Source organism: Mesorhizobium sp. M0410 (assembly GCF_040321435.1).
Taxonomy (GTDB): domain Bacteria; phylum Pseudomonadota; class Alphaproteobacteria; order Rhizobiales; family Rhizobiaceae; genus Mesorhizobium.
In genome coordinates, this window is record NZ_JAMYRN010000007.1 from 254,529 (window position 1) to 277,439 (window position 22,911).

General features: G+C 61.6%; 22 protein-coding genes. 3 read left to right on the plus strand and 19 right to left on the minus strand.

The features are described 5' to 3' along the window. Positions 1-41 precede the first annotated feature (41 nt). The 6 genes from NKI63_RS12805 to dusB form a co-directional block, all read right to left on the minus strand. On the minus strand, positions 42-905 hold the full coding sequence (locus tag NKI63_RS12805; protein ID WP_352689299.1) for a D-amino-acid transaminase: 864 nt from the start codon (positions 903-905) through the stop codon (positions 42-44). 90 nt (positions 906-995) lie between these two features. Beyond that, positions 996-2,357, minus strand: coding sequence for a nitrogen assimilation response regulator NtrX (gene ntrX, locus NKI63_RS12810; RefSeq protein ID WP_352689297.1), 1,362 nt, complete (start codon positions 2,355-2,357; stop codon positions 996-998). Then, complete coding sequence (locus tag NKI63_RS12815; RefSeq protein ID WP_352689296.1) at positions 2,347-4,641, minus strand: sensor histidine kinase NtrY-like; 2,295 nt, start codon at positions 4,639-4,641, stop codon at positions 2,347-2,349. Before NKI63_RS12815 ends, ntrX begins: the two co-directional genes overlap by 11 nt. Positions 4,642-4,769: 128 nt before the next feature. Beyond that, positions 4,770-6,230: a nitrogen regulation protein NR(I) gene (gene ntrC, locus NKI63_RS12820; RefSeq protein ID WP_254817199.1), complete on the minus strand. Its 1,461-nt coding sequence runs from the start codon at positions 6,228-6,230 to the stop codon at positions 4,770-4,772. After that, positions 6,227-7,369, minus strand: a complete 1,143-nt coding sequence (locus tag NKI63_RS12825) for a two-component system sensor histidine kinase NtrB (protein WP_352507408.1) — start codon at positions 7,367-7,369, stop codon at positions 6,227-6,229. The genes ntrC and NKI63_RS12825 overlap by 4 nt, the downstream gene beginning before the upstream one ends. Next, on the minus strand, positions 7,366-8,394 hold the full coding sequence (gene dusB / locus NKI63_RS12830; protein WP_352689294.1) for a tRNA dihydrouridine synthase DusB: 1,029 nt from the start codon (positions 8,392-8,394) through the stop codon (positions 7,366-7,368). The genes NKI63_RS12825 and dusB overlap by 4 nt, the downstream gene beginning before the upstream one ends. A gap of 180 nt (positions 8,395-8,574) precedes the next feature. Here dusB and NKI63_RS12835 point away from each other — a divergent pair, with 180 nt between their 5' ends. Both NKI63_RS12835 and NKI63_RS12840 read left to right on the plus strand, forming a co-directional pair. Beyond that, on the plus strand, positions 8,575-9,795 hold the full coding sequence (locus NKI63_RS12835) for a bifunctional 2-C-methyl-D-erythritol 4-phosphate cytidylyltransferase/2-C-methyl-D-erythritol 2,4-cyclodiphosphate synthase (protein ID WP_352821724.1): 1,221 nt from the start codon (positions 8,575-8,577) through the stop codon (positions 9,793-9,795). Further along, positions 9,792-10,301 (plus strand): CinA family protein, encoded by a 510-nt coding sequence (locus NKI63_RS12840; protein ID WP_352507412.1) that lies wholly within the window; start codon positions 9,792-9,794, stop codon positions 10,299-10,301. Before NKI63_RS12835 ends, NKI63_RS12840 begins: the two co-directional genes overlap by 4 nt. Here the strand turns inward: NKI63_RS12840 and NKI63_RS12845 are convergent. The 10 genes from NKI63_RS12845 to eno all read right to left on the minus strand — a co-directional run bounded on the left by NKI63_RS12845 (position 10,277) and on the right by eno (position 20,197). Then, positions 10,277-10,738 carry a type II toxin-antitoxin system RatA family toxin gene (locus NKI63_RS12845; protein ID WP_352689293.1) on the minus strand — a complete coding sequence of 154 codons (462 nt, stop codon included), beginning with the start codon at positions 10,736-10,738 and terminating at the stop codon, positions 10,277-10,279. The two genes, NKI63_RS12840 and NKI63_RS12845, sit on opposite strands and share 25 nt — an antisense overlap. 12 nt (positions 10,739-10,750) lie before the next feature. Then, a complete protein-coding gene (gene lipA / locus NKI63_RS12850; protein ID WP_352507414.1) occupies positions 10,751-11,716 on the minus strand; it encodes a lipoyl synthase in 966 nt (321 codons plus the stop codon). A gap of 137 nt (positions 11,717-11,853) precedes the next feature. Then, positions 11,854-12,111, minus strand: a complete 258-nt coding sequence (locus tag NKI63_RS12855) for a GlsB/YeaQ/YmgE family stress response membrane protein (RefSeq protein WP_023675081.1) — start codon at positions 12,109-12,111, stop codon at positions 11,854-11,856. A 98-nt stretch (positions 12,112-12,209) separates the two neighbouring features. Further along, a complete protein-coding gene (lpdA, locus tag NKI63_RS12860; RefSeq protein ID WP_352507415.1) occupies positions 12,210-13,655 on the minus strand; it encodes a dihydrolipoyl dehydrogenase in 1,446 nt (481 codons plus the stop codon). Between the two features lie 11 nt (positions 13,656-13,666). Beyond that, entirely contained in the window at positions 13,667-14,305 is a 639-nt protein-coding gene (locus NKI63_RS12865; RefSeq protein ID WP_352507416.1) for an SGNH/GDSL hydrolase family protein, read from the minus strand. 137 nt (positions 14,306-14,442) lie between these two features. Then, complete coding sequence (locus tag NKI63_RS12870; protein WP_352507417.1) at positions 14,443-15,819, minus strand: pyruvate dehydrogenase complex dihydrolipoamide acetyltransferase; 1,377 nt, start codon at positions 15,817-15,819, stop codon at positions 14,443-14,445. Positions 15,820-15,836: 17 nt separating this feature from the next. After that, positions 15,837-17,240, minus strand: coding sequence for a pyruvate dehydrogenase complex E1 component subunit beta (locus NKI63_RS12875; protein ID WP_352507418.1), 1,404 nt, complete (start codon positions 17,238-17,240; stop codon positions 15,837-15,839). 15 nt (positions 17,241-17,255) lie between these two features. Next, a complete protein-coding gene (pdhA, locus tag NKI63_RS12880; RefSeq protein ID WP_352507419.1) occupies positions 17,256-18,296 on the minus strand; it encodes a pyruvate dehydrogenase (acetyl-transferring) E1 component subunit alpha in 1,041 nt (346 codons plus the stop codon). A 171-nt stretch (positions 18,297-18,467) separates the two neighbouring features. Further along, positions 18,468-18,788: an FtsB family cell division protein gene (locus tag NKI63_RS12885; protein ID WP_352507420.1), complete on the minus strand. Its 321-nt coding sequence runs from the start codon at positions 18,786-18,788 to the stop codon at positions 18,468-18,470. A gap of 134 nt (positions 18,789-18,922) precedes the next feature. Further along, complete coding sequence (gene eno / locus NKI63_RS12890) at positions 18,923-20,197, minus strand: phosphopyruvate hydratase (protein ID WP_352507421.1); 1,275 nt, start codon at positions 20,195-20,197, stop codon at positions 18,923-18,925. A 213-nt stretch (positions 20,198-20,410) separates the two neighbouring features. On the opposite strand from eno, the gene NKI63_RS12895 reads away from it, so the two are divergent. Beyond that, on the plus strand, positions 20,411-20,533 hold the full coding sequence (locus NKI63_RS12895; RefSeq protein WP_084642452.1) for a hypothetical protein: 123 nt from the start codon (positions 20,411-20,413) through the stop codon (positions 20,531-20,533). Between the two features lie 78 nt (positions 20,534-20,611). On the opposite strand, the gene NKI63_RS12900 is transcribed toward NKI63_RS12895, so the two are convergent. The 3 genes from NKI63_RS12900 to NKI63_RS12910 all read right to left on the minus strand — a co-directional run bounded on the left by NKI63_RS12900 (position 20,612) and on the right by NKI63_RS12910 (position 22,832). After that, the gene (locus NKI63_RS12900; protein ID WP_023675091.1) at positions 20,612-20,977 is read right to left on the minus strand and encodes a PRC-barrel domain-containing protein; all 366 of its coding nucleotides are present in this window, start codon (positions 20,975-20,977) and stop codon (positions 20,612-20,614) included. Positions 20,978-21,099: 122 nt separating this feature from the next. After that, entirely contained in the window at positions 21,100-21,951 is an 852-nt protein-coding gene (gene kdsA, locus NKI63_RS12905) for a 3-deoxy-8-phosphooctulonate synthase (protein ID WP_352507422.1), read from the minus strand. Next, entirely contained in the window at positions 21,948-22,832 is an 885-nt protein-coding gene (locus NKI63_RS12910; RefSeq protein ID WP_352821731.1) for a VOC family protein, read from the minus strand. The genes kdsA and NKI63_RS12910 overlap by 4 nt, the downstream gene beginning before the upstream one ends. Positions 22,833-22,911: the final 79 nt, after the last annotated feature.

Genomic DNA, 22,911 nt, shown 5'->3' on the forward strand with positions numbered 1-22,911 from the left:
CAGAACGAGATATATTGATGTTCATTCCATCTGTGCGGTTATCAGGCTGGACTTTTTTCCGCAACGTCAAAAAAGGCCTGCCGTAATGAAACTGTTATCGAGCCCGGGTGGCCGTTGGCGACGGGAGCGCCATCGATCGCCACCACCGGCATGGCAATCGTGGTTGCAGAACTGATGAAAACCTCGCGCGCGGCCTTGGCTTCGGCAACCGAAAAGCCGCGCTCCTCAATCTTCAGGCCAAGCTTGGCGGCGACATCGAACAGTGTCGTGCGGGTGATGCCGCGCAGGATGCCGTGCTCGGCGGGCCGTGTCACCAGCACGCCGTCCCTGGTGATGATCCACGCGTTCGACGATCCACCTTCCTTGACGGTACCGTCAACATCAACGAACCAGGCCTCCTGAGCGCCGGCTTCCTTGGCTTTCTGCTTGGCCAGCACGTTCGGCAGCAGGCCGACCGACTTGATATCGACCCGATCCCATCGGTTCTCCGGCACCGTGATGACCCGGATCCCGCTCTCGGCCCGCTTCGCGGCAACTGCAGGATCGGCTTTTTTGGCGATCACCACCAGTGACGGCTTCGTGCCCGCCGGCGGGAAGAAAAACTCGCGGCTGGCGACGCCGCGTGTCACCTGGACGTAGATCAGACCGTCGACGACATGGTTGCGGCGCACCACCTCACGCATGACGAGCGGCAGCACGCCGCGCGTGATCGGCCAATCGATCGAGAGTTCGGTAAGTGAGCGGTTCAATCGAGCGAGATGGCGCGGCATGTCGACGATGAAGCCTCGTGCCACCTCGCAGACCTCGTAGACGCCATCGGCGAATTGATAGCCACGGTCTTCGATATGCACCGAAGCTTCGGCGTGAGCGACATAGCGCCCGTTAACATAGGCAATGCGCGGCATGGCAAATCCCTGGAAGAAGTCCCAGCTTTCTTATGCGATTCCAAGGACCGCAGTAACCGATAATTGCGTGGGCCACGACTGGTTTGGCTGTCAGACGCCCAGCGACTTCAGCTTGCGGTGCAATGCAGAGCGTTCCATGCCGATAAACTCTGCCGTCTTCGAGATGTTGCCGCCAAAACGGTTGATCTGGGCGATCAGATAATCCTTTTCGAATTGTTCGCGTGCTTCACGCAGCGGCAGCGCCATTATGTGCTGATCGGACTTGTTTGGAGTGCGCGGCATGACGTCGCCGATCTCGGCAGGCAAGAGGTCGGCGGTGATCGGCGCATCGACATCGTCGCCACGCGCCAGGATCATCAGACGCTCAACATTGTTTCGCAACTGCCGAACGTTGCCCGGCCAGTTGTGCGCCTGCAGCACCGCCAGCGCGTCGTCGCCGATGCGACGCGGCTTGATGCCGGCCTGGCGAGCGATCTGCTTCATGAAATTGTCGACCAGATAAGGAATGTCCTCGCGACGCTCGGCCAGTCCCGGCACCATGACCGGAACCACGGCCAGGCGATGATAAAGGTCCTCACGGAAACGGCCGTCGGCGATCATGGCTTCGAGGTTCTGCGAGGTCGACGAGATGATGCGCACGTCGACCTTGACCCGCTTGGTGCCCCCTACCCGCTCGAACTGCTGTTCGACCAGCACGCGCAGGATCTTGTTTTGCGTCTCGCGCGGCATGTCGGCCACTTCATCGATGTAGAGAATGCCGCGATGGGCTTCCTCCAGCGCGCCGACCTTGCGTTCGACGCCGTTCGATTCGGTGCCGAACAGCTCGATCTCCATACGCTCAGGCGTGATGTTGGCGGCGCTCAGCGTCACAAAAGGTGAACTCTTGCGCGCCGACAATGCGTGGATGGCGCGCGCCGCCAGTTCCTTGCCCGAGCCGGAGGGGCCGATAATCATGACGCGGCTGTTGGTCGGCGCGACGCGCTCGATGGTCTGGCGCAATTGGCTCATTGCGGACGACATGCCGATGAGGTCGAAAGTCTCGCCGCTGCGCAACTTGAGATCCGAAACCTCGCGTCTCAATTTGGACGTTTCAAGCGCCCGTTCGGCAATAAGGATCAGCCTGTCGGCCTTGAACGGCTTTTCAATAAAATCATAGGCGCCGCGGCGGATGGCCGAGACCGCCGTTTCGATATTGCCGTGGCCCGAGATCATCACCACCGGCAGGTTCGGGTGCATCGTCTTGATCTCGTCCAGCAGAGCGAGGCCATCGAGCCGCGAGCCCTGCAGCCAGATGTCGAGGAAGATCAGCCGGGGTGCTCGGTCGGCGACCGCCGCCAGCGCGCTGTCGGCGTCAAACGCCGTGCGTGTTTCGTGACCTTCGTCGCTCAGGATACCGGCGACGAGTTCGCGGATGTCTTCCTCGTCATCGACGATGAGAATATCAGACGCCATTACCGACCTTTTCAGTTTCTTTTTCGTGTTCTGTCTTGCCCTCGCCGCGTATCGGAACTGTGGCGGCAACCGGCAGGATGATGCTGATCATTGCACCCCGCCCATCGTGGAAGTCCGCTGGTGCATCGTGCAATTCGAGTCGCCCGCCATGGTCCTCCACGATCTTCTTGACGATAGCGAGGCCAAGCCCGGTGCCTTTCTCGCGTGTCGTCATGTAAGGCTCGAGCAAGCGCTGCCGGTTTTCGCGCGGCAAGCCCCTGCCGTTGTCGATGACGTCGATTCGAATCGCGCCATTCTGACGCCCGGCTTGAATCCGGATTATGCCGTGCGGACGATCCTCTGCATCAAGTCCGTCGATGGCTTCGGCAGCATTCTTGATGACGTTGCCGAACGCCTGCGCCATCAGGCGGCTGTCGAACGTGCCTTTGAGCGGCTCATTGCCGAAGACGCGCTCGAAGGTGATGTCGGCGCGGCTTACTTCGACCAGGAACGAGGCCTCGCGCAACGAATCGCGCAGATCGATTGCCTTCATTTCCGGTTTCGGCATGCGGGCGAACGCCGAGAACTCGTCGACCATGCGGCCGATGTCCTCCACTTGCCGGATGATGGTGTCGGTGCATTGATCGAAAACCTCACGGTCCTCGGTGATGACCTTGCCGTAACGGCGCTTGATGCGCTCGGCCGAAAGCTGGATCGGCGTCAGCGGGTTCTTGATCTCGTGGGCGATGCGCCGCGCCACGTCGGCCCATGCAGAGGAACGCTGTGCCTGGACCAGATCGGTAATGTCGTCGACTGTCACGACGTAGGACTTATCCTCCGAATCCTCCGAACCGTCGTCGCCGGCTTCAATAGTGATCTGCACGTTGAAGGTCCGTTCGGTGCCGGCACGATAGAAGGTGACCTGTTCGCGATAGACCGGCTTGCCCGATTTGCGGCCGATCTCGAAAACGCGGCCGACATGCGGCAGCACCGCGGAAAGGTTCTGCCCAAGCGCTGCCGGAGCGGATATGGCCAGCATCGTTTCGGCCGAACGGTTGACGATGGTGACGATGCCATATGGATCGACGCCGATGACCCCGGCGGTGACGCCGGCAAGCACCGCCTCCGAAAAGCGCCGCCGCTCGTCGATCAAATCCTTGGCCGACAGGATCTCGTTGCGCTGCGATTTCAGCTCCATCAGCATCTTGTTGAAGGTGTCGCCGAGCGAGGCGACGTCACCGTCGGAGGGGCGGACAGGCACGGCTACGTCGAGATTGCCGGTAGCGACCTCGTCGGCGGCGCCGATGAGCTGACGAATCGGCCGCACCAGGCGGTCGGCCACCGCAATGCCGGTCCAGATGGCGGACAGGATAATGATCAGCGTCAGCGACAAATAGGGAAGCGCGAAAGCCACTTGCGAGGTGCGGCGATTGTCTTCGAGACCGCGATATTCGGCTGTGTTGGATTTGACGATCTGCCGCGCCTTGATCACCTCGGGATCGACGAGGCGGATGGTGTAAAGATAGAGGCCGTCGATCTCGCGCAGCTTGACGATGGCACCCATGATGTTACGGGTGCGCGGTTCTATCAGCACCGGCTTGCCGTCTGCAGCGCTTGCCACGGCGCCCTCAGGCGGCTCTGGCATGGCAAAGTCCGCGTCGGTCTTGGCGCTCATGACGAAGGAACCATCGGGCTTGATGAGTGCTGCGTGCGCCAGCGAGCGACCCACCGCCTCCTTGTTCATGAGGTCGAGGAAACCGGTACGATCGAGGCCGTAAAGCGTGCGCGAAGCGTCGAGGTCGTAAGCCATCGACAACGTCGTGCCCTGAAGATTTCGCGCGTTTTCCTGCACATAGGCGTCAGCGATCGACAACGACGAATTGACGATCGTCTTGGTGCGGATCTCGAACCAGCGGTCGAGGCCGATGTCGAGCGTGATCGACGCGATGATCGCCACCATGATCGCGGGGATGGCGGCGACCAGGGCAAACATCGCTACTATGCGCACATGCAGGCGCGACGCAGCCTTGCCATGTCGTCGTGCCATCAGGATGCGGTGCACCTCGCGGCCGACCAGCAAGATCAGAAACAGGACGAACGCCGCATTAAGTGCAATCAGCGCCAGCGTCGTCCTCGCGTCGGGTGTGATCGGCGTCGCGCCGACCAGAATGGCGAAGGAGATCGCTGCCGTCACCAGCGCACCGGCAATGGCGATCACGCCCGGCAGCGCAAGCAGCCGGCGACCGTCTCGCGCGCCCGTATTGCTGAAAAGCGATTTGCTCAGTGTCGGTGCGTGCAGGGCCATGTCGCCGTCTAGAGCCAGTGATTGCGTCGGATGTATGCAACGCATTGTGGCGATTATGCAACAAGTGTGGCCGAGACGGAAATCTTTCGGCAATCGATCCCCTGGAAAGCGCTCGTAAAGGGATTCGTCTAGACCTGCCTGGACGATTTGTAGACGTTGACGCCGAGTTCGCGAATCTTCTTGCGCAGCGTGTTGCGGTTGAGCCCCAGCAATTCGGCAGCCTTGATCTGGTTACCGCGCGTTGCGGTCATCGAGGCGAGGACCAGCGGATATTCGACCTCGGAGAGGATTCGCTGATAGAGCCCGGCCGGGGGCAGGTCGCCGGCAAACGAGGCAAAATAGCGTTGCAGGAAATGCTCCACCGCCTGGCCGATGGAAAGGTCGTCGGGAATGAGGTTGCCGCCACCTGGAACGACAGGCCTTTCGCCGGTCTTCAACTCCGCCTCGATGATCTCGGCGGAAATCTCGTCCTGCGAATACAGTGCGGCCAGCCTGCGAATGAGGTTTTCGAGTTCGCGCACATTACCGGGCCATGGGTAGCGCTTCATCAGCTCGATGCCGCCGGTGGAAATGCGCTTGGTCTGCAAGCCTTCACTGACGCCGAGCTTGAAGAAGTGGCGGACGAGGTCCGGAATGTCCTCCGACCGCTCGCGCAGCGCCGGCAACCTGAGCGGCACAACGTTCAAGCGGTAGAACAGGTCCTCGCGGAAAAGCCCCTGATTGATCAGTGTGCGCAGGTCCTTGTTGGTGGCAGCGACGATGCGCACGTCGGTCTTGATCGGCGTGCGGCCGCCGACCGTGGTGTATTCGCCCTGCTGCAACACACGCAGCAGCCGCGTCTGCGCTTCCATCGGCATATCACCGATCTCGTCGAGGAAGAGCGTGCCGCCTTCGGCCTGCTCGAAACGGCCGGTGGAGCGGTTCTGCGCGCCGGTAAAGGCACCCTTCTCGTGCCCGAACAATTCCGATTCGATCAGGTCGCGCGGGATCGCCGCCATGTTGATGGCGACGAAGGGACCGCCTCGGCGGCGGCCGTATTCATGCAGCGCGCGCGCCACCAGTTCCTTGCCGGTACCCGACTCGCCGCTGATCATGACCGTCAGGTCGGTCTGCATCATGCGCGCCAGCATGCGGTAGATGTCCTGCATGGCCGCCGAGCGGCCGACCAGCGGCATCGTTTCCGGCGGCTCGTCGGCCCGCGTATCGATCTTCGGCCGCCGCGGCTCGGAAAGAGCGCGGTTGACGATGTTGAGCAGCTCCGTCAGGTCGAACGGTTTCGGAAGATACTCGTAGGCCCCGGTTTCGGAGGCACGAATTGCTGTCATGAACGTGTTCTGCGCGCTCATGACGATGACCGGCAGTTCCGGTCGCGCCTTCTTGATGCGCGGCAGCATGTCGAAGGCGTTCTCGTCAGGCATGACAACATCGGTGATAACCAGATCGCCCTCGCCCGCCGCAACCCAGCGCCACAGCGTCGAAGCGTTGGAGGTGACACGCACGTCGTGGCCGACGCGCGAAAGCGCCTGGTTGAGGACAGTGCGGATGGCCGCATCGTCGTCGGCGACGAGAATATTGCCGCGAACGGTCATTTGCGGTCTCCTTCACCGTCGTCTTCCGTGCCAAACTGGGTTTCTTTCCACGCCGGCATCAGGATGCGGAAAGTGGTGCCGCGCGGGGTCGATTCGCATTCAATGATGCCGCCATGCTCGCCGACGATCTTTGCGACCAGCGCCAGACCGAGACCGGAGCCGTTCGGCTTGGTGGTGATGAAGGGATCGAACAGGATCGGCAGGATATCTTCGGAGACACCCGAACCGTTGTCACGCACGCAGAATTCCAATGGCAGCGACACGCGGTCCTGCGTTCCGGGCACGGAAACACGGATGCCCGGGCGGAAGGCGGTCGACAGCATGATCTCGCCCTGCGGATCGCTGCCGATCGCCTCGGCGGCATTTTTTACCAGATTGAGAAACACCTGGATGAGCTGGTCGCGATTGGCAAAGACCGGAGGCAATGATGGATCATAATCCTCTAATATCTTGATCCGCTTGGCAAAACCGTTCTTGGCGATTGCTTTGACATGGTCGAGCACGACATGGATGTTGACAGGGTAGCGGTCGATCGGCCGCTCGTCCGAAAACACCTCCATGCGGTCGACCAGCGAGACAATGCGGTCGGTCTCGTCGGTGATCAGCCTGGTCAGTGCGCGATCCTCGTCGGACGCCGACAGTTCAAGCAGCTGCGCGGCTCCACGAATGCCGGACAGCGGGTTCTTGATCTCATGGGCAAGCATCGCGGCGAGGCCGGTAACCGAGCGTGCCGCGCCGCGATGCGTCATCTGCCGGTCGATCTTGTCGGCCATTGAGCGTTCCTGGAACATCACCACGACCGAGCCTGGAAATTCCGTCACTGGTGCGACGTAGAGGTCGACCACCTTCTCGATGCCGAGACGTGGCGACGACACGTCGACCCGGTATTCGTTGACCGGCGCCCGGCGCTCGCGCACCTGGTCGACAAGCGTCAGCAGCGGGCTGCCGAAAGGAATGAGCTTGTGCAGCGTGTTGCGGGCGAGCATCGTGGCGCTCGACCGGAAAAAATCCTCGGCATCGGCATTGGCGAAGGTGATGAAACCTTGCGGATCGACCATGATCACCGGCCGGCGAATGGTGTTGAGCACAATATGCGCGGCGTCCGCCATATCCGTGCTCTGTGTGACGGTGGCGTTCATGCCGCACTCCGCAGGTTCGCCGCTTCGGGAGCGGTTGAAAACATGTCACGCAGCAACGCAATGACACGCCCAGGCTCGAAAGACGTGAGTATGGCCTTGCGCCGGTCGTCGCTTGTGCCGCCGGCGTGGCGGTCGAGATACCAGCCGAGATGCTTGCGCGCCTGGCGCAATCCGCTTTCCACGCCATAGAGCGTCAGCATGTCTTCGTAATGGGCAATGACGTAGTCGCCCAGCGCTTGCGGGCTGGCCGGCATGCCGGCTACCGGCTCGGCCAGCGCGGCCGCTACAATGCTGCCGGCCGTCCAAGGCGCGCCATAGTGCGCGCGGCCGATCATCACCGCGTCGGCGCCGGACTGGTCGAGGATCGACGCTGCCTCCGCCGGCGAGCCGACATCGCCATTGGCAACGACCGGGATCGAGACGGCCTGCTTGACACGTGCGATGGCACGCCAGTCGGCCGTGCCCTGATAGAACTGGCAACGTGTGCGGCCGTGCACCGTCACCATCATCACCCCGGCCTGCTCGGCGCGTCGCGCCAGCATCGGCGCGTTGAGCGCGCCTTCGTCCCAGCCGAGCCGCATTTTGACCGTGACCGGCACGTCGACCGCGCCGACTACCGCTTCGATCAGCGACAGCGCGTGGTCGAGGTCTCGCATCAGTGCCGAACCGGCATAGCCGCCCGTCACCTTTTTGGCCGGACAGCCCATGTTGATGTCGATGATGTCGGCGCCTTCGCCGACCGCGATTCGCGCGCCCTCGGCCATGTGCATCGCTTCGCGGCCGGCAAGCTGGACCATGTGGACAGGCAGCCCGGAATGACGGATGCGCAGGCCCGAGCCAGCCCTGCCCTTTGCAAGCTCACCGCTCGCCACCATTTCCGAAACTACCAGCCCGGCGCCATGCGCATGGGCGCGCTGCCGGAACGGTTCGTCGGTAATGCCCGACATCGGCGCGAGAAACACGCGGTTGTGGATTCTCACGCCACCCACGTCCAGCGGTGAAGCCAATTTGGTCACATCAGGCATGCACAAAAACCAAGCATCTTCGATTGCTGCACATTCTCTAGCCAGAACGACGGCAATGTGCAACGCGCAATGTCGTGACATTAAGGCGCATTTGGGAAAAAAAGGATCGCCGGACCGCATCAATCCTGGGTCTTCCGAAAGCGATACCACTTTTCGGGATCATGCGCTAAGCGTCTCGGCATGAGAGATGTGAGCGAAAAGCAAGCTGCGGACGACAAGGTCGCGGTGGTCATCGTTGCCGCCGGCCGCGGCGCGCGCGCCGGACAGGCCAATGGGCCGAAGCAGTACCAGCAGATTGGCGGCGGCGCCGTTATCGCACGCACGCTCGACGCCTTTCTGACGCATCCAAAAATTGGAGCTGTCGTCGTTGCTATCCATGCCGACGACGGCGCGCTTTTTCGCCGTGCGGCCGGTGCGAACGCCGACCGTGTCGTCGCGGTCACCGGCGGTACGTCACGGCAGGAGTCCGTCCGCCTTGGACTGCTGGCGTTGAGAAGCCATGCGCCGGGCCGGGTCCTGATCCATGATGCGGCTCGGCCGTTTGTCGATGCGGAACTGATAGACCGTACGATCGCCGCCATTGAAGAGCGCCAGGGAGCGCTGTCTGCTTTGCCCGTTGCTGATACGCTGAAGCGCGAAACGGCCGAAGGCATGATCGGCGAAACAGTGTCCAGGGCCGGGCTCCATGCCGCACAGACACCGCAAGGCTTTCCGTTCTGGCCGATCCTGGCTGCGCACGAAAAGGCTCATCATCTGGGCAAGGCGGATTTCACCGACGATGCGGCAATCGCCGAATGGGCGCATATTCCGGTGAAGATCGTTCCCGGCTCGCCGGACAATGTCAAACTGACCTGGGCAAGGGATATTGCGATGGCGGATCAGCGGCTTTCCGGGGGGGCACGTTTTCCGGACATCCGAACCGGCAATGGCTATGACGTCCATGCGTTCGAGCCCGGCGACCATGTCACCCTGTGCGGCGTCGCCATTCCACACGACAGGAAGTTATCCGGCCATTCGGATGCCGATGTCGGTCTCCATGCCTTGACCGACGCCCTGCTGGCCACCTGCGGCGCCGGTGACATCGGCACGCATTTCCCGCCCTCCGACCCGCAGTGGAAAGGGGCCGCTTCACGCATCTTCGTCGAACACGCGGTGAAGCTGGTGCGCGAGGGCGGCGGGCGCATTGCCAACGCCGACATCACCCTGATCTGCGAGGCGCCGCGCGTCGGCCCACATCGCGAGGCAATGACCGAAGCGCTTTCGGCAATGCTGCGAATTTCGCGCAATCGCATCTCGATCAAGGCGACAACCAATGAGAAGCTCGGCTTCGTCGGCCGTGAGGAAGGCATAGCGGCCATCGCGACCGCCAGCGTTGTGTTTCCAGGGGATGTCCCCGAGTGAGCAATAGCGATCTCGCAGATGCCCTGCTTCAGGCCTGCCAGCAGCGCGGCATCATGCTGGCGACGGCGGAGAGCTGCACCGGCGGCATGATCATCGCCGCGCTGACCGACATCGCCGGCTCTTCCGCGGTGGTCGATCGCGGCTTCATCACCTATTCCAACCAGGCCAAGACCGAGATGCTCGGCGTCTCGGCCGCTACGCTCGAGGCGCACGGCGCAGTCTCGCGCGAGACTGCGGTGGAGATGGCGGCCGGAGCCTTGGCGCATTCGCCGGCCGGGCTCGCCCTGGCGGTGACTGGCATCGCCGGTCCGGACGGCGGCTCTGCGGAAAAACCTGTCGGCCTGGTCTGGTTCGGCGTTGCCGTGGCTGGCCGGCCGGTAGTCAGCGAATGCCAGCTGTTCGCCGACAAGGGCCGTGATTTCATCCGCCGGGAGACGGTGCGGCATGCGCTTGAACTGGGTCTACGCGCGCTCGCTGCGGATCAGGCTGCCGATGGCGCGCCGTAGGTGATTTCGGCCCGTTTCTCGAACGCCTCGGAGAACATGCGGAAGGCGCGGTCGAACATGGTTCCCATCAACGCACCCAAAATGCGGCTCTTGAACTCGTAGTCGATAAAGAAGCAGACGTTGCAACCGCCGCCGTCCGCCGGGTCGAAGCGCCAGACATTGCTCAGATATTTGAAAGGGCCGTCGATATATTTGACATCGATGGCGTTCTCGTCCGGCTTCAGCAGCACCTGCGTGGTAAAGGTCTCGCGGATCGCCTTGTAGCCGATGCTCATGTCGGCGATGAGCAAGGTGCGTCCGTCGCGTTCCTTGCGCGAACGAACCGTCAGTGCCTCGCAAAGCGGCAGGAATTGCGGATAGGATTCGATATCGGCAACCAGAGCGAACATCTGCTCCGGCGTATGCGCAACGCGGCGATGGGCTTCGAATTGTGGCATGAAACCAGTGTGTTAGGCGGACTTCCTGAGAAACGCTTCGCGCGCCGCGCGTAGTCTGGCGAAATCGTCGCCGGCATGGTGCGACGAGCGCGTCAGCGGGCTTGACGCCACCAGCAGGAAGCCCTTGGTCTTGCCGATCGTCTCGAAGGACTTGAATTCCTCCGGCGTGACGAAGCGGATCACCGGATGGTGCTTCTTCGACGGCTGCAGATATTGGCCGATGGTCATGAAGTCGACATTGGCCGAACGCAAATCGTCCATCAGCTGCAGGATTTCGTTCCGCTCCTCGCCAAGGCCGACCATGATGCCGGACTTGGTGAAGATCGAGGGGTCGAGTTCCTTGACCCGCTGCAAGAGCCTGATCGAGTGGAAATAGCGCGCACCCGGCCGAACAGTCAGATAGTTAGACGGCACGGTCTCGAGATTATGGTTGAAAACGTCCGGCTTGGCCGCCACGACGATCTCCAGTGCACCGTCCTTGCGCAGGAAATCGGGCGTCAGGATTTCGATCGTCGTCGATGGGGTCGCTGCCCTGATCGCACGGATGACATCGGCAAAATGCTGGGCCCCGCCATCGGCGAGATCGTCGCGATCGACGGAGGTGATGACGACATGGCTCAACCCCATCTGCTTGACCGCATGCGCGACACGCGCCGGCTCGTCGGGATCGAGTGCGGTCGGGATGCCGGTGGCGACATTGCAAAAGGCGCAGGCCCGCGTGCAGATCTCGCCCATGACCATGAAGGTGGCGTGCTTCTTCTCCCAGCACTCGCCGATATTGGGGCAGCCCGCCTCTTCGCAAACCGTCACCAGTTTGTGAGATTTCACGATTTCGCGCGTCTCGGCATAGCCTTTCGACATCGGCGCCTTGACGCGGATCCAGTCAGGCTTGCGCAGTACGTCCTGATCCGGCTTGTGCGCCTTTTCGGGATGCCGCAGGCGCGGCGCATTGGCAATCGTGTCGAGGACGGTGACCATGTGAAACCCGGCTCATTGGCAAGCGCTTGTCCAGCGCTCGCTCTACCCACGTCATCTAGGACTTTTCGGCGAAAAGAAAAAGGCCGCGATCACGCATGCCGCGGTGGCCTTTTTCGCATAGCAAGTGCCGACAGAGGTTAGCGGCGCACCAGTCGTCCGACCGCAATCAGAATGCAGGCACCGATGAAGCCGGTGATCAGATAGGCTATCCAGCCGACGCCGAAGATGCCGATGTTCAGGGCCTGCAAGATGGCGTTCAACACGATTGCGCCGACAATGCCGAGAACGATGTTCATGAGGATGCCGGTATTGCTCTTCATGACCATCTCGGCGAGCCATCCCGCCAGGCCGCCGATGATGATGGCTGCAACCCAGCCCACGCCGTTCATTTCCATATGCCCTCTCCTTGTATGATGGATGATGCCTGCGAAACGAATTGCTCTGCCGTCGAGTTCCTTTGTGTCTTCCGTGTGAGACTCGCCCAACTAATTTATCATGCATTCAGTGCGCGGCCATAGGCGTCGAGTACACTCTCCTTCATCATCTCCGACAGCGTCGGGTGCGGGAAGATCGTGTGCATCAGCTCTTCCTCGGTGGTCTCCAGATTCATCGCCACGACGAAGCCCTGGATCAGTTCGGTTACTTCTGCGCCGACCATGTGGGCACCCAGCAACTGGCCGGTCTTCTTGTCGAAAATGGTCTTGACGAAGCCTTGGTCCTCGCCGAGCGCAATCGCCTTGCCGTTTGCCGCGAACTGAAAGCGGCCGACGCGGATGTCCTTTCCGTCGGCTTTCGCTTTGGCTTCCGTCAGTCCGACCGAGGCGACTTGCGGATTGCAATAGGTGCAGCCCGGGATCTTCAGCTTGTCGATGGCATGCACGCCGGGGAAATTGGCGATCTTTTCCACACAGACCACGCCCTCATGCTCGGCCTTGTGGGCGAGCATCGGCGGTCCGGCAACGTCGCCGATGGCGTAGACGCCCGGCACATTGGTCTTGCCGTAGCCGTCGACGACGACGCAACCGCGGTCCGTCTTCACGCCGAGCGTCTCGAGGCCGAGGTTCTCGATATTGCCTTGTACGCCGACGGCCGAGATCATGCGATCGGCGGTGATCTTCTCGACCTTGCCGTCCTTCATCTCGACATGCGCGGTGACCGAGTTAGTGCCCTTCTCGACCTTGGTCACCTTGGCTTCTAGGATGATCTTCATGCCCTGCTTCTCGAACTGCTTCTGCGCGAATTTCGAGACCTCGGCGTCCTCGACCGGCATCACAGCCGGCAGCAGTTCGACCACCGTCACCTCGGCGCCCATGGTGCGGTAGAATGAGGCGAACTCGATGCCGATGGCGCCCGAGCCCATCACCAGCAGCGATTTCGGCATCTCTTTCGGCACCATCGCCTCGAAATAGGTCCAGATCAACTTGCCGTCAGGCTCGATGCCGGGCAGGGCGCGCGGCCTGGCGCCGGTCGCCAGGATGATGTGCTTGGCGCTATAGGTGCCCTCGCCCTTGACGCCCTTGGGCGCCGGCGGCTGCGGCTCCATCGGCTTCTTCGACGATTTCGACACGACGATCTCGCCAGGTTTGGTCAGCTTGGCTTCGCCCCAGATGACGTCGACCTTGTTCTTCTTCATCAGGAAGCCGACGCCGCCGTTGAGCCGCAGCGAGACCTTTCGCGAGCGATCGACGACGGCGGCTGTGTCGACGCCGACCTTGCCATCGATCTTCAGGCCGTAGTCCTTCAGATGATCCGAATAGTGCATGATCTCGGCGGAGCGCAGCAGCGCTTTGGTCGGAATGCAGCCCCAGTTGAGGCAGATGCCGCCCAAGTGCTCGCGCTCGACGATCGCCGTCTTGAAGCCAAGCTGGGCCGAACGCACTGCAGTGACATAGCCGCCGGGGCCGGAGCCGATGATGATGACGTCGTAGTTCTCAGCCACGGCTTTCTCCTTCACAATTCCAACATGAGGCGCACGAGCGGCGCCAGCGCTTGCCCGACGTTCCGCGTGTTTTCGGCATCGAGATGGACGCCGTCGAGCGGCGTGGTTTTGGCCACCGTGCCGGCATCGAAGAAGCCACAGCCGGCCTCGTCGGCAAGGGCGGAATATTGCGGCGCCAGCCGCTTTGACGCGTCATCGCCGCCAGCGAACATTTCCTTGAACTCGGCGTTTTCCGTGCGGCTGACTACGGGCGGCGCGACGATCAGGATCTGCGGCGCCGGCCAATTGAACGGGTAATCGTGACCGCGCACGATATCGATCAGGCGTTGCATGCCTTGCTTTGCCGCGACAGGATTGCCGTGAATCCACGGCTTCATATCGTTGGCGCCGAGCATGACGACGATCAGATCGATCGGTGCGTGCGTCGTCAGGATTGTTGGCAACAGCCTTGCGCCATTGCGGTCCGCCCCGGCCAAGTGATCGTCGAAGGCGGTGGTTCGGCCATTCAGGCCTTCGGCAACGACCTCGACGCCGCTGCCCAATGCCGCCTGCAGCACGCTCGGCCAGCGATCTTCCAGCGGGTGCCGGCCGAGGCTTGCCGCGTCATAGCCCCAGGTCAGCGAATCGCCATAGCAGAGGACCGTTTTCATGCGTTTTCCCCCCTCCAACAAAGACCTATCCGCAATCGCTACCGCCCGAACAGCCAATGTACGATAATCGTTTACGAGCCGGATTGGATGGAGGCGAAAAGGCTGGTGTAGAATTTCCGCACCGCCCTGTTCCCTGCTTAGACCAGCATGCCCATCGGATTTTCGATCATGCGCTTGAAGGCGACGAGCAGCTCGGCGCCGAGCGCACCGTCGACTGCGCGGTGATCGGTCGACAGCGTCACCGACATGATTGTTGCGATCTTGATCTCGCCGTTCTTCACCACCGCGCGTTGCTCGCCGGCGCCGACCGCCAGGATCGTCGCATGCGGCGGGTTGATGACGGCAGAAAAATCCTTGACGCCGAACATGCCGAGATTGGACACCGCCGTGGTACCGCCCTGATATTCTTCCGGCTTCAGCTTGCGGCTGCGGGCGCGGCCGGCAAGATCCTTCATCTCGTTGGAGATGACGGACATCGTCTTTTCGTCGGCACGCCGGATGATGGGGGTGATGAGGCCGCCGGGGATCGACACGGCAACGCCGACATCGGCGTGCTTGTGCTTGATCATGGCGTTTTCTGTCCACGACGCATTGGCGTCCGGAACCGCCATCAGCGCCATGGCCAGAGCCTTGATGACCATGTCGTTGACCGACAGCTTGTAGGCCGGCGTTTCGCCCTTCTCGGTCTTCTTCACCGGGGCGGCCGCATTGATCTGTGTGCGCAGGGCCAGAAGTGCATCGAGTTCGCAGTCGAGCGTCAGATAGAAATGCGGAATGGTGGTCTTGGCCTCGACCAGCCGCCGCGCAATGGTCTTGCGCATATTGTCGTGCGGGATCAGCTCGTAGGAGCCTTCGGCAAACAGTTTGAGCACCTGCTCGTCCGGCATCGCCTTGGGTGCTGCGGTCGCAGGTGCCGCAGCGCCGGCGGGCGCCGCTTTTGCTGCTGGTGCCGCCTTGGCGCCGCCACTGGAAATCGCGGCATCGACGTCGGCCTTTACCACGCGGCCGTGAGGGCCGGAGCCGGTCAGCGCCGCGACATCTATACCAGCTTCGCTGGCAATGCGCCGGGCCAGCGGCGAGGCGAAGATGCGCTCACCGTTTGCATGGCCGTTGGCGGCCGGCGCCGCTTCCGCCTTAGCTGCAGGTGCGGCAGGCTCCTGCTTCGGCGCTTCGGGCTTTGGTGTTTCAGCTTTGGAGGCGTCCGCTTTCGGAGCCTCAGCCTTTGCCGGCGCAGCGCCGTCACCGCTTTTCGCGGCGGCCGCCGCATCCTCCCCCTCAGCCGCCAGCACCGCGATCAGCGCATTGACCTTGACGCCTTCAGTGCCCGCCGGAACCACCAGCTTGGCGACCGTGCCTTCGTCGACGGCTTCGACTTCCATCGTTGCCTTGTCGGTCTCGATCTCGGCAATCACGTCTCCCGGCGAGACCTTGTCGCCTTCCTTGACCAGCCACTTGGAAAGGTTGCCCTCTTCCATTGTGGGCGACAGCGCCGGCATGGTGATGTTGATAGGCATTTTGTCCTCCGCCCTGCTCAGCGATATGTGACGGCTTTGACCGCCTCGACGACCTCGCCGACATTGGGCAACGCCAGCTTTTCGAGGTTCGCTGCATAGGGCATCGGCACGTCCTTGCCGGCAATGGTGATGACCGGTGCGTCGAGGAAATCGAAGGCACGCTGCGAGACCTGATTGGCGATATGGTCGCCGACCGAGTTCTGCGGAAAGCCTTCCTCGACCACCACCAGGCGATTGGTCTTTTTGACCGAGGCGATGATCGTGTCGAAGTCGAGCGGGCGGATGGTGCGCAAGTCGATTATCTCGGCATCGATGCCCATGCCACGCAACTCCGCCTCGGCCTTAATCGCGTAGGTCATGCCGATGCCGAACGAGACGATGGTCACGTCCTTGCCGGATTTGTGAATGCGCGCCTTGCCGATCGGCAGCACGAAATCGTCCATCTTCGGCACGTCGAAGGAGTGGCCGTAAAGGATTTCGTTCTCGAGGAAGATGACCGGGTTCGGGTCGCGGATCGCCGCCTTGAGCAGACCCTTGGCGTCGGCGGCGGTATAAGGCATCACCACCTTCAAGCCGGGAATATGGCTGTACCAGGCGGCATAGCACTGCGAATGCTGCGCGGCGACGCGGGCAGCAGCGCCGTTCGGGCCGCGAAAGACGATCGGGGCGCCCATCTGGCCGCCGGACATATAGAGCGTCTTGGCGGCTGAATTGATGATCTGGTCGATCGCCTGCATGGCGAAGTTGAAGGTCATGAATTCGACGATCGGCTTCAGGCCGGCCATCGCCGCGCCAACACCAACGCCGGCAAAGCCGTGCTCGGTGATCGGCGTGTCGACCACGCGTCTCGGACCGAATTCCTGCAACAGGCCTTGCGTGATCTTGTAGGCGCCCTGGTACTCGGCGACTTCCTCGCCCATGACGAAGACGTCGCCGTCGCGGCGCATTTCCTCCGCCATTGCATCGCGCAAGGCTTCACGCACTGTGGTCGAGACCATTTCGGTGCCGGCCGGGATGTCGGGATCGGCGGCAATTTCCAGCTTGGGGGAGGCGGCAACAGGTGCTGCCGCTTCGTTCTTGGCCGGAGCAGCCGCGGGGGGCGGAGCAGCCGCGGGCGCTTCCGCTTGCGACTCAACAGCCTCCTCGCCGATACCTTCGCCTGCCTCGTCGATGTCTTCGCCATCGACGGCCAGCACGGCGATCAGCGTGTTGACTTTGACACCCTCGGTGCCGGCAGGAACCACGATCTTGGCAAGCGTGCCGTCGTCCACGGCTTCGACTTCCATCGTTGCCTTGTCGGTCTCAATCTCGGCAATGGCGTCACCCGCCGCGACCTTGTCGCCCTCTTTCTTCAACCATTTGGAAACATTACCCTCTTCCATGGTCGGCGAGAGGGCGGGCATGAGAATTTCGATCGGCATGTCCTTGCCCTCTCGTTAAAGTACGATGTCGGTCCAGAGCTCGGACGGATCCGGCTCCGCGTCGTTCTGGGCAAATTCCGCGGCGTCGGCGACGACGTCGCGGACTTCCTTGTCGATGGCCTTGAGTTCGTCCTCGCTTGCCCATTTCTTGTCGAGCAGCCGCGCCTTGACCTGCTCGATCGGGTCACGTTCGGAGCGCATTTTCTGCACTTCTTCCTTGGAGCGGTATTTTGCCGGATCCGACATCGAATGGCCGCGGTAACGATAGGTCTGCATTTCGAGAATGAGCGGCCCGTTGCCGGCGCGGCACCATTCGGCGGCGAGGTCGCCGGCGGCCTTAACGGCGCGCACATCCATGCCGTCGACCTGGATGCCTGGAATCTTGAAGGAGGCGCCGCGGTGCGAGAAATCCGTCTCGGCCGAAGAGCGCGAGACCGAGGTGCCCATGGCGTAGCGGTTGTTCTCGATGATGTAGATCACCGGAAGCTTCCACAGCGAGGCCATGTTGAAGCTTTCGTAGACCTGGCCCTGGTTCGCGGCGCCATCGCCGAAATAGGTCAGCGTCACATTGTTGTTGCCGCGATAGCGGTTGGCGAAGGCAATGCCGGTGCCGAGCGACACTTGCGCGCCGACGATGCCGTGGCCGCCGTAAAAATGCTTCTCCTTGGAGAACATGTGCATGGAGCCGCCCTTGCCTCTCGACAGGCCGCTACGGCGCCCGGTCAGTTCGGCCATGACGCCGCGCGGTGACAACTCCATGGCCAGCATATGACCATGGTCGCGATAGGCGGTGATCATCTGGTCGCCATCGATCAGCGCCATCTTCATGCCGGTAACGACCGCTTCCTGGCCGATGTAGAGGTGGCAGAAACCGCCGATGAAGCCCATGCCGTAAAGCTGGCCGGCCTTTTCCTCGAAGCGGCGGATGAGCAGCATGTGCCGGTAGGCGGCAAGCTCCTGGTCTTTGGTGAATTCAACAGGCTTCGGGGTGGAAAGGCCCGGCGTTTTACCGTCTGATTTGGATTTGGCAGGCGCTTTTCTGGTGGCGGTGGCCATGCATCACTCCCTGTTGGCGTCTCTTGGCGGACAGCGAGGGAGATCAGTTCTCCCACCGATTTGAGGCAGGCTAACATGCAGGGAAGGCTTTCGCCATGCCGAAAACGCATGGCTGTCATGCATCTAAGCAATTAAAATCATTGCAAATATCGCCGATTAACTGAAATCGGGTTATCTTGCGACCGGCAACATGATGGTGATCTCGTCGGCGTGAGACAGATTAAGCGCCTTGCGCGCTTGCTCGTCCAGCATGTCCTTCTCCAGCGTGCCCTCATGCATCAGCTGAACGCGGCGCTCGAGATCGATCCGACGTGCCTTGACGGTATCGAGCCTGCCCTGCAATTCGGCAGTCTCAGCTTCGAGCTGATACTTGGAATAGATGCCGAACTCGCCATGATAGGCATGGAAACCGAAATAAGTCAGGAACACCACGCAGAGCGAGGGGATGATCAGCCGGCCGGTGTTTCTTTGCTTGTGCTGGCGTGTCCACATGGTCCGAATCCTCTACGCCGCCTTTGTCGCCCGATTGTGCTTAATGGACGGTTACAGCCTGTTGGATTCAGAGCCAGGAAGCAAAAAAGGGCGGGAATGTCCCCGCCCTCGCCGCCACGGATTTTCTCTCGAAATCAGCTTTTCACGATCGACTTGCCGGCATATTGCGCCTGCTTGCCGAGCTCCTCCTCAATGCGGATGAGCTGGTTGTACTTGGCCATGCGATCCGAGCGCGACAGCGAGCCCGTCTTGATCTGCCCGCAATTGGTGGCAACGGCGAGGTCGGCGATGGTCGAATCCTCGGTCTCGCCCGAGCGGTGCGACATCACCGCGGTATAGCCGGCCTTGTGCGCGGTCTCGACGGCGTCGAGCGTTTCGGTAAGCGAGCCGATCTGGTTGACCTTGACCAGGATCGAATTGGCGACACCCATGCGGATGCCGTCGCGCAGCCGCGCCGTGTTGGTGACGAACAGATCGTCGCCAACCAGCTGCGTTTGCTTGCCGATGAGATCGGTCAGTATTTTCCAACCGTCCCAGTCATCCTCCGCCAGGCCGTCCTCAATGGTGATGATCGGGTAGTCGGCAGCAAGTTTGGCCAGATATCTGGCCTGTGCCTTCGGGTCGCGGGTTTTCCTCTCGCCTTCATAGACGTAGTTGCCATCCTTGAAGAATTCGGTCGCCGCGCAGTCGAGACCTAGCGCAACCTCCTCGCCAGGCTTGAAGCCAGCCTGCTCGATCGATTCCATGATAAAGTCGAGCGCGGCCGGCGCACTCTTCAGGTTGGGAGCAAAGCCGCCCTCGTCGCCGACGTTGGTGTTATGGCCGGCGTCCTTCAGCTTCTTTCGCAGCGTATGAAAGATCTCCGAGCCCCAGCGCACGCCGTCGCGCAGCGTCGGCGCGCCGATCGGCAGGATCATGAATTCCTGGAAATCGATCGGGTTGTCGGCATGCGCGCCGCCATTGATGATATTCATCATAGGCACCGGCAGCACATGGGCCTTGGTACCGCCGACATAACGGTAGAGCGGCAGGTCGGCCGCTTCGGCCGCGGCCTTGGCCACCGCCAGCGACACGCCGAGGATGGCATTGGCGCCGAGCCGGCTCTTGTTGGCCGTACCATCGAGCTCGATCATGGTCTGGTCGATATGGATCTGATTCTCTGCCTCCATGCCGCCGATCGCCTCGAACAGCTCGCCGTTCACCGCCTCGACCGCCGTGAGCACGCCCTTGCCGAGATAGCGGGGGCCGCCATCGCGCAGTTCGACCGCCTCATGCGCGCCGGTAGAGGCACCGGACGGCACCGCGGCGCGACCCATCGAGCCATCTTCGAGCACGACGTCGACCTCGACGGTCGGATTTCCGCGGCTGTCCAGGATTTCACGCCCGACAATGTCGATGATGGCCGTCATTGCGATGTCCCCGATTGATCGATTGAAGCGTCGCGCACCTCTTAGCCAAAGCGCCGCAAAACGCAATCGGGGCAGTTGCAAATATTGCCCCGCGCCCATTGCCGCTCTTGGGACTCACGAAGCACAAAACACTGTCATCATTTGTCATAGGCCGCATGCCGGTTTCTGGTTTATGGCTGTTGTCGCGCGGGGCGAAACAGGAGGAGTTTCGCCATGTCCCAGTTGAGCGGTATTGTGAGTTTGTTCCTGATCGCGGCTGCGTTCCTGACGTCGTGCGACAATCAGCAACCCCCGCAGGGATCGTCGCCTTTGCCGGCCCTGCAGATTGCGCAGTAGCAACCCGCCACATCGAAAGGCCCCCGATTTCCCGGGGGCCTTTTTTGATTCCAGGAGACTTAGTCAGTGCCAGTAAGGTCAATGCCAGTAAGGCTCGACCTTGTAGTAGTTGTATGAGGCGTCACGTGCGGCCTCGCCGTCGGCGCCGGTCAGCTCGTTGATCGAGTAAGAAGGAGCGGCCATCAGCTGGTCTTTGGTGAACGGCACGACATAGCCACCCTTGTTCTCGTCATAATCAAGGCTCGCCCACGGAATGGCGTGGTATTTCTCGCCAATGCCGAGAAATCCGCCAAAACCGATGACGGCAAACATGATTCCGTTCGACAATTTGTCGAGCATGACGTCCTCGATGTCGCCGATATGAGTGCCTTCCGTGTTGTAGACCGATGTGCCGATAACCCGCGAAGCGGCGATGGCTTCGGTGTGTCCCGTCTGGGTCGTCATGGTATTCTCCTCGTCGTCGTTGACATTAGATTTTGACAATGAGGGCCGCGGGCTAAGGTTCCAGGCGGGTTCGAAATTCTTCAAAGTTTTCCTGACGACGCTGCTGTGGCGCAACTGCTGGTTCAACCCACGCTCTTGGCGATGCGATCGAAGGCCATCAGTCGTTCAAGCAATGCGGGAAGATCCTTTAGCGGCACCATGTTGTGACCGTCGGAAGGCGCGTTGTCGGGGTCCTGGTGCGTCTCGATGAAGACGCCGGCGACGCCAACCGCGACGGCCGCGCGCGCCAGCGTCTCGACAAAGCGCCGGTCGCCTCCAGACGAACCGCCCTGCCCACCCGGCTGCTGCACGGAATGGGTGGCATCGAAAATCACCGGCGCACCGATCTCGGCCATGATCGGCAGCGCCCGCATGTCGGACACCAGGGTGTTGTAACCGAAGGATGCGCCGCGCTCGGTCACCAAGACATTGGCGTTGCCGGAGCCGATGATCTTGGCGACGACGTTTTTCATGTCCCACGGCGCGAGGAATTGGCCCTTCTTCACATTGACCACCTTGCCGGTTCTTGCCGCAGCAATCAGCAAATCGGTCTGGCGGCTGAGGAAGGCAGGAATCTGCAGGATATCGGCATGCGGAGCGACGATCGCGCATTGTTCCTCAGTGTGGACGTCAGTCAGGATCGGCAGCACAAAATTCTTGCGCAAGTCGTCGAAGATAGGCATTGCCGCTTCAAGCCCCGCGCCGCGCGTGCCGCCAAGCGAGGTGCGATTGGCCTTGTCGTAGCTGGTCTTGTAGACGAGCCCAATGCCGAGCCTTTCAGTCAATTCCTTTAGCGCACCGGCCATGTCGAAAGCGTGCTGCCGCGATTCCAGCTGACATGGACCGGCGATCAGCGATAAGGGCGCGCTGTTGCCGAAAATGACTTTGCCGACCGCAACGGAAGAGTTCGGCATCAGTGGATTGAGCTTGTTCATGCGATCTCCCGGAAAATGAAGGCGGCGCCCTGCCCTGGCGCCGGCGGCACGATGATATCACCGCCGCGCGTGTGGTGTTCGACGGAATTGGCTGCAAGCAGCTTGGCGACGGCGTCGGCGTGCCTAATCGAAAAGACGATCCCAGCAAAGCGGAGTTCAGATGGCGCGCCGGCAGGAATGCCGAAGCGTGCCGAATAGGCTGCAGGACCCAGAATGGTTACAACGGCATTCGGCAGCTCATAGACAGTGCCGCCCTGCGCCTCGATTCCGGCTGCGATCGAAATCAAGCGGCCTTGTTCGAAAGGTTCGCCAGTGACTGCTACGACTTCGACAATGCCGGTTGCGCCATTAGCGTGGACCTGCAACGCAGTGCGGTCGATGTTCGGCGCATTGATCCGCTCGCAGGCGAAGAGAAAAGCGTCCGTTGCCTTGCCTGTAGCCGCGAAGGCCAGTTTGAACGATGCGGTTTCGCTCGTTCCCGTCGCATCGGTGAAGGCGCGCGAAAAGCTTAGCGCGTCTCCCGCCGACAGACCGGCTTCCATGTAGCGCGCGTAGTCCGCGGCGGCGCTTTCGGTGCCCAGCGCCACGGCAGAAAATCCTTCATCGCCGTTTTCTTCGCGATAGGTGCGATCACGCGCGACAAAGACATTGCGGTTCGCGATCGCCTTTGCCACGGCCTGTCTGTCGGCGACCACGAGCGGCTCGAGATAGGTGCCGTCGGTGAGGAAGACACAGCAGTTTTCCGTTCCGAAAGGGTGGATACCTGTCGGGGCAACGGTAAAGCCAAGCAGGGTCAAGCGCGCCCGCGCAATATCGAGGCTCGCGGTCGGCAGCACCAAGTGATCGAGCGGATGAGGCCTTGCGGAGGTGTTCTCGGTCATGTCCGCGCGATGTGCCTCATTCCTGAAAATGGTTCAAGGGCTTGGCCGACGCCTCAGCGGCAAGACCACTATCAGCGGG

Coding starts and splice junctions, on each gene's coding strand:
- ntrC (WP_254817199.1), bottom strand. CDS start 6,230: ATGACCGTTCGCGGCAATATTCTCGTCGCCGACGACGATGCGGCCATC.
- NKI63_RS12865 (WP_352507416.1), bottom strand. CDS start 14,305: ATGAAAACGGTCCTCTGCTATGGCGATTCGCTGACCTGGGGCTATGAC.
- NKI63_RS12835 (WP_352821724.1), top strand. CDS start 8,575: ATGAGAGATGTGAGCGAAAAGCAAGCTGCGGACGACAAGGTCGCGGTG.
- lipA (WP_352507414.1), bottom strand. CDS start 11,716: ATGGTCACCGTCCTCGACACGATTGCCAATGCGCCGCGCCTGCGGCAT.
- ntrX (WP_352689297.1), bottom strand. CDS start 2,357: ATGGCGTCTGATATTCTCATCGTCGATGACGAGGAAGACATCCGCGAA.
- pdhA (WP_352507419.1), bottom strand. CDS start 18,296: ATGGCCACCGCCACCAGAAAAGCGCCTGCCAAATCCAAATCAGACGGT.
- dusB (WP_352689294.1), bottom strand. CDS start 8,394: ATGCCTGATGTGACCAAATTGGCTTCACCGCTGGACGTGGGTGGCGTG.
- NKI63_RS12825 (WP_352507408.1), bottom strand. CDS start 7,369: ATGAACGCCACCGTCACACAGAGCACGGATATGGCGGACGCCGCGCAT.
- NKI63_RS12895 (WP_084642452.1), top strand. CDS start 20,411: ATGTCCCAGTTGAGCGGTATTGTGAGTTTGTTCCTGATCGCGGCTGCG.
- eno (WP_352507421.1), bottom strand. CDS start 20,197: ATGACGGCCATCATCGACATTGTCGGGCGTGAAATCCTGGACAGCCGC.
- NKI63_RS12900 (WP_023675091.1), bottom strand. CDS start 20,977: ATGACGACCCAGACGGGACACACCGAAGCCATCGCCGCTTCGCGGGTT.
- NKI63_RS12815 (WP_352689296.1), bottom strand. CDS start 4,641: ATGGCCCTGCACGCACCGACACTGAGCAAATCGCTTTTCAGCAATACG.
- kdsA (WP_352507422.1), bottom strand. CDS start 21,951: ATGAACAAGCTCAATCCACTGATGCCGAACTCTTCCGTTGCGGTCGGC.
- NKI63_RS12845 (WP_352689293.1), bottom strand. CDS start 10,738: ATGCCACAATTCGAAGCCCATCGCCGCGTTGCGCATACGCCGGAGCAG.
- NKI63_RS12870 (WP_352507417.1), bottom strand. CDS start 15,819: ATGCCTATCAACATCACCATGCCGGCGCTGTCGCCCACAATGGAAGAG.
- NKI63_RS12910 (WP_352821731.1), bottom strand. CDS start 22,832: ATGACCGAGAACACCTCCGCAAGGCCTCATCCGCTCGATCACTTGGTG.
- NKI63_RS12875 (WP_352507418.1), bottom strand. CDS start 17,240: ATGCCGATCGAAATTCTCATGCCCGCCCTCTCGCCGACCATGGAAGAG.
- NKI63_RS12805 (WP_352689299.1), bottom strand. CDS start 905: ATGCCGCGCATTGCCTATGTTAACGGGCGCTATGTCGCTCACGCCGAA.
- NKI63_RS12855 (WP_023675081.1), bottom strand. CDS start 12,111: ATGGAAATGAACGGCGTGGGCTGGGTTGCAGCCATCATCATCGGCGGC.
- NKI63_RS12885 (WP_352507420.1), bottom strand. CDS start 18,788: ATGTGGACACGCCAGCACAAGCAAAGAAACACCGGCCGGCTGATCATC.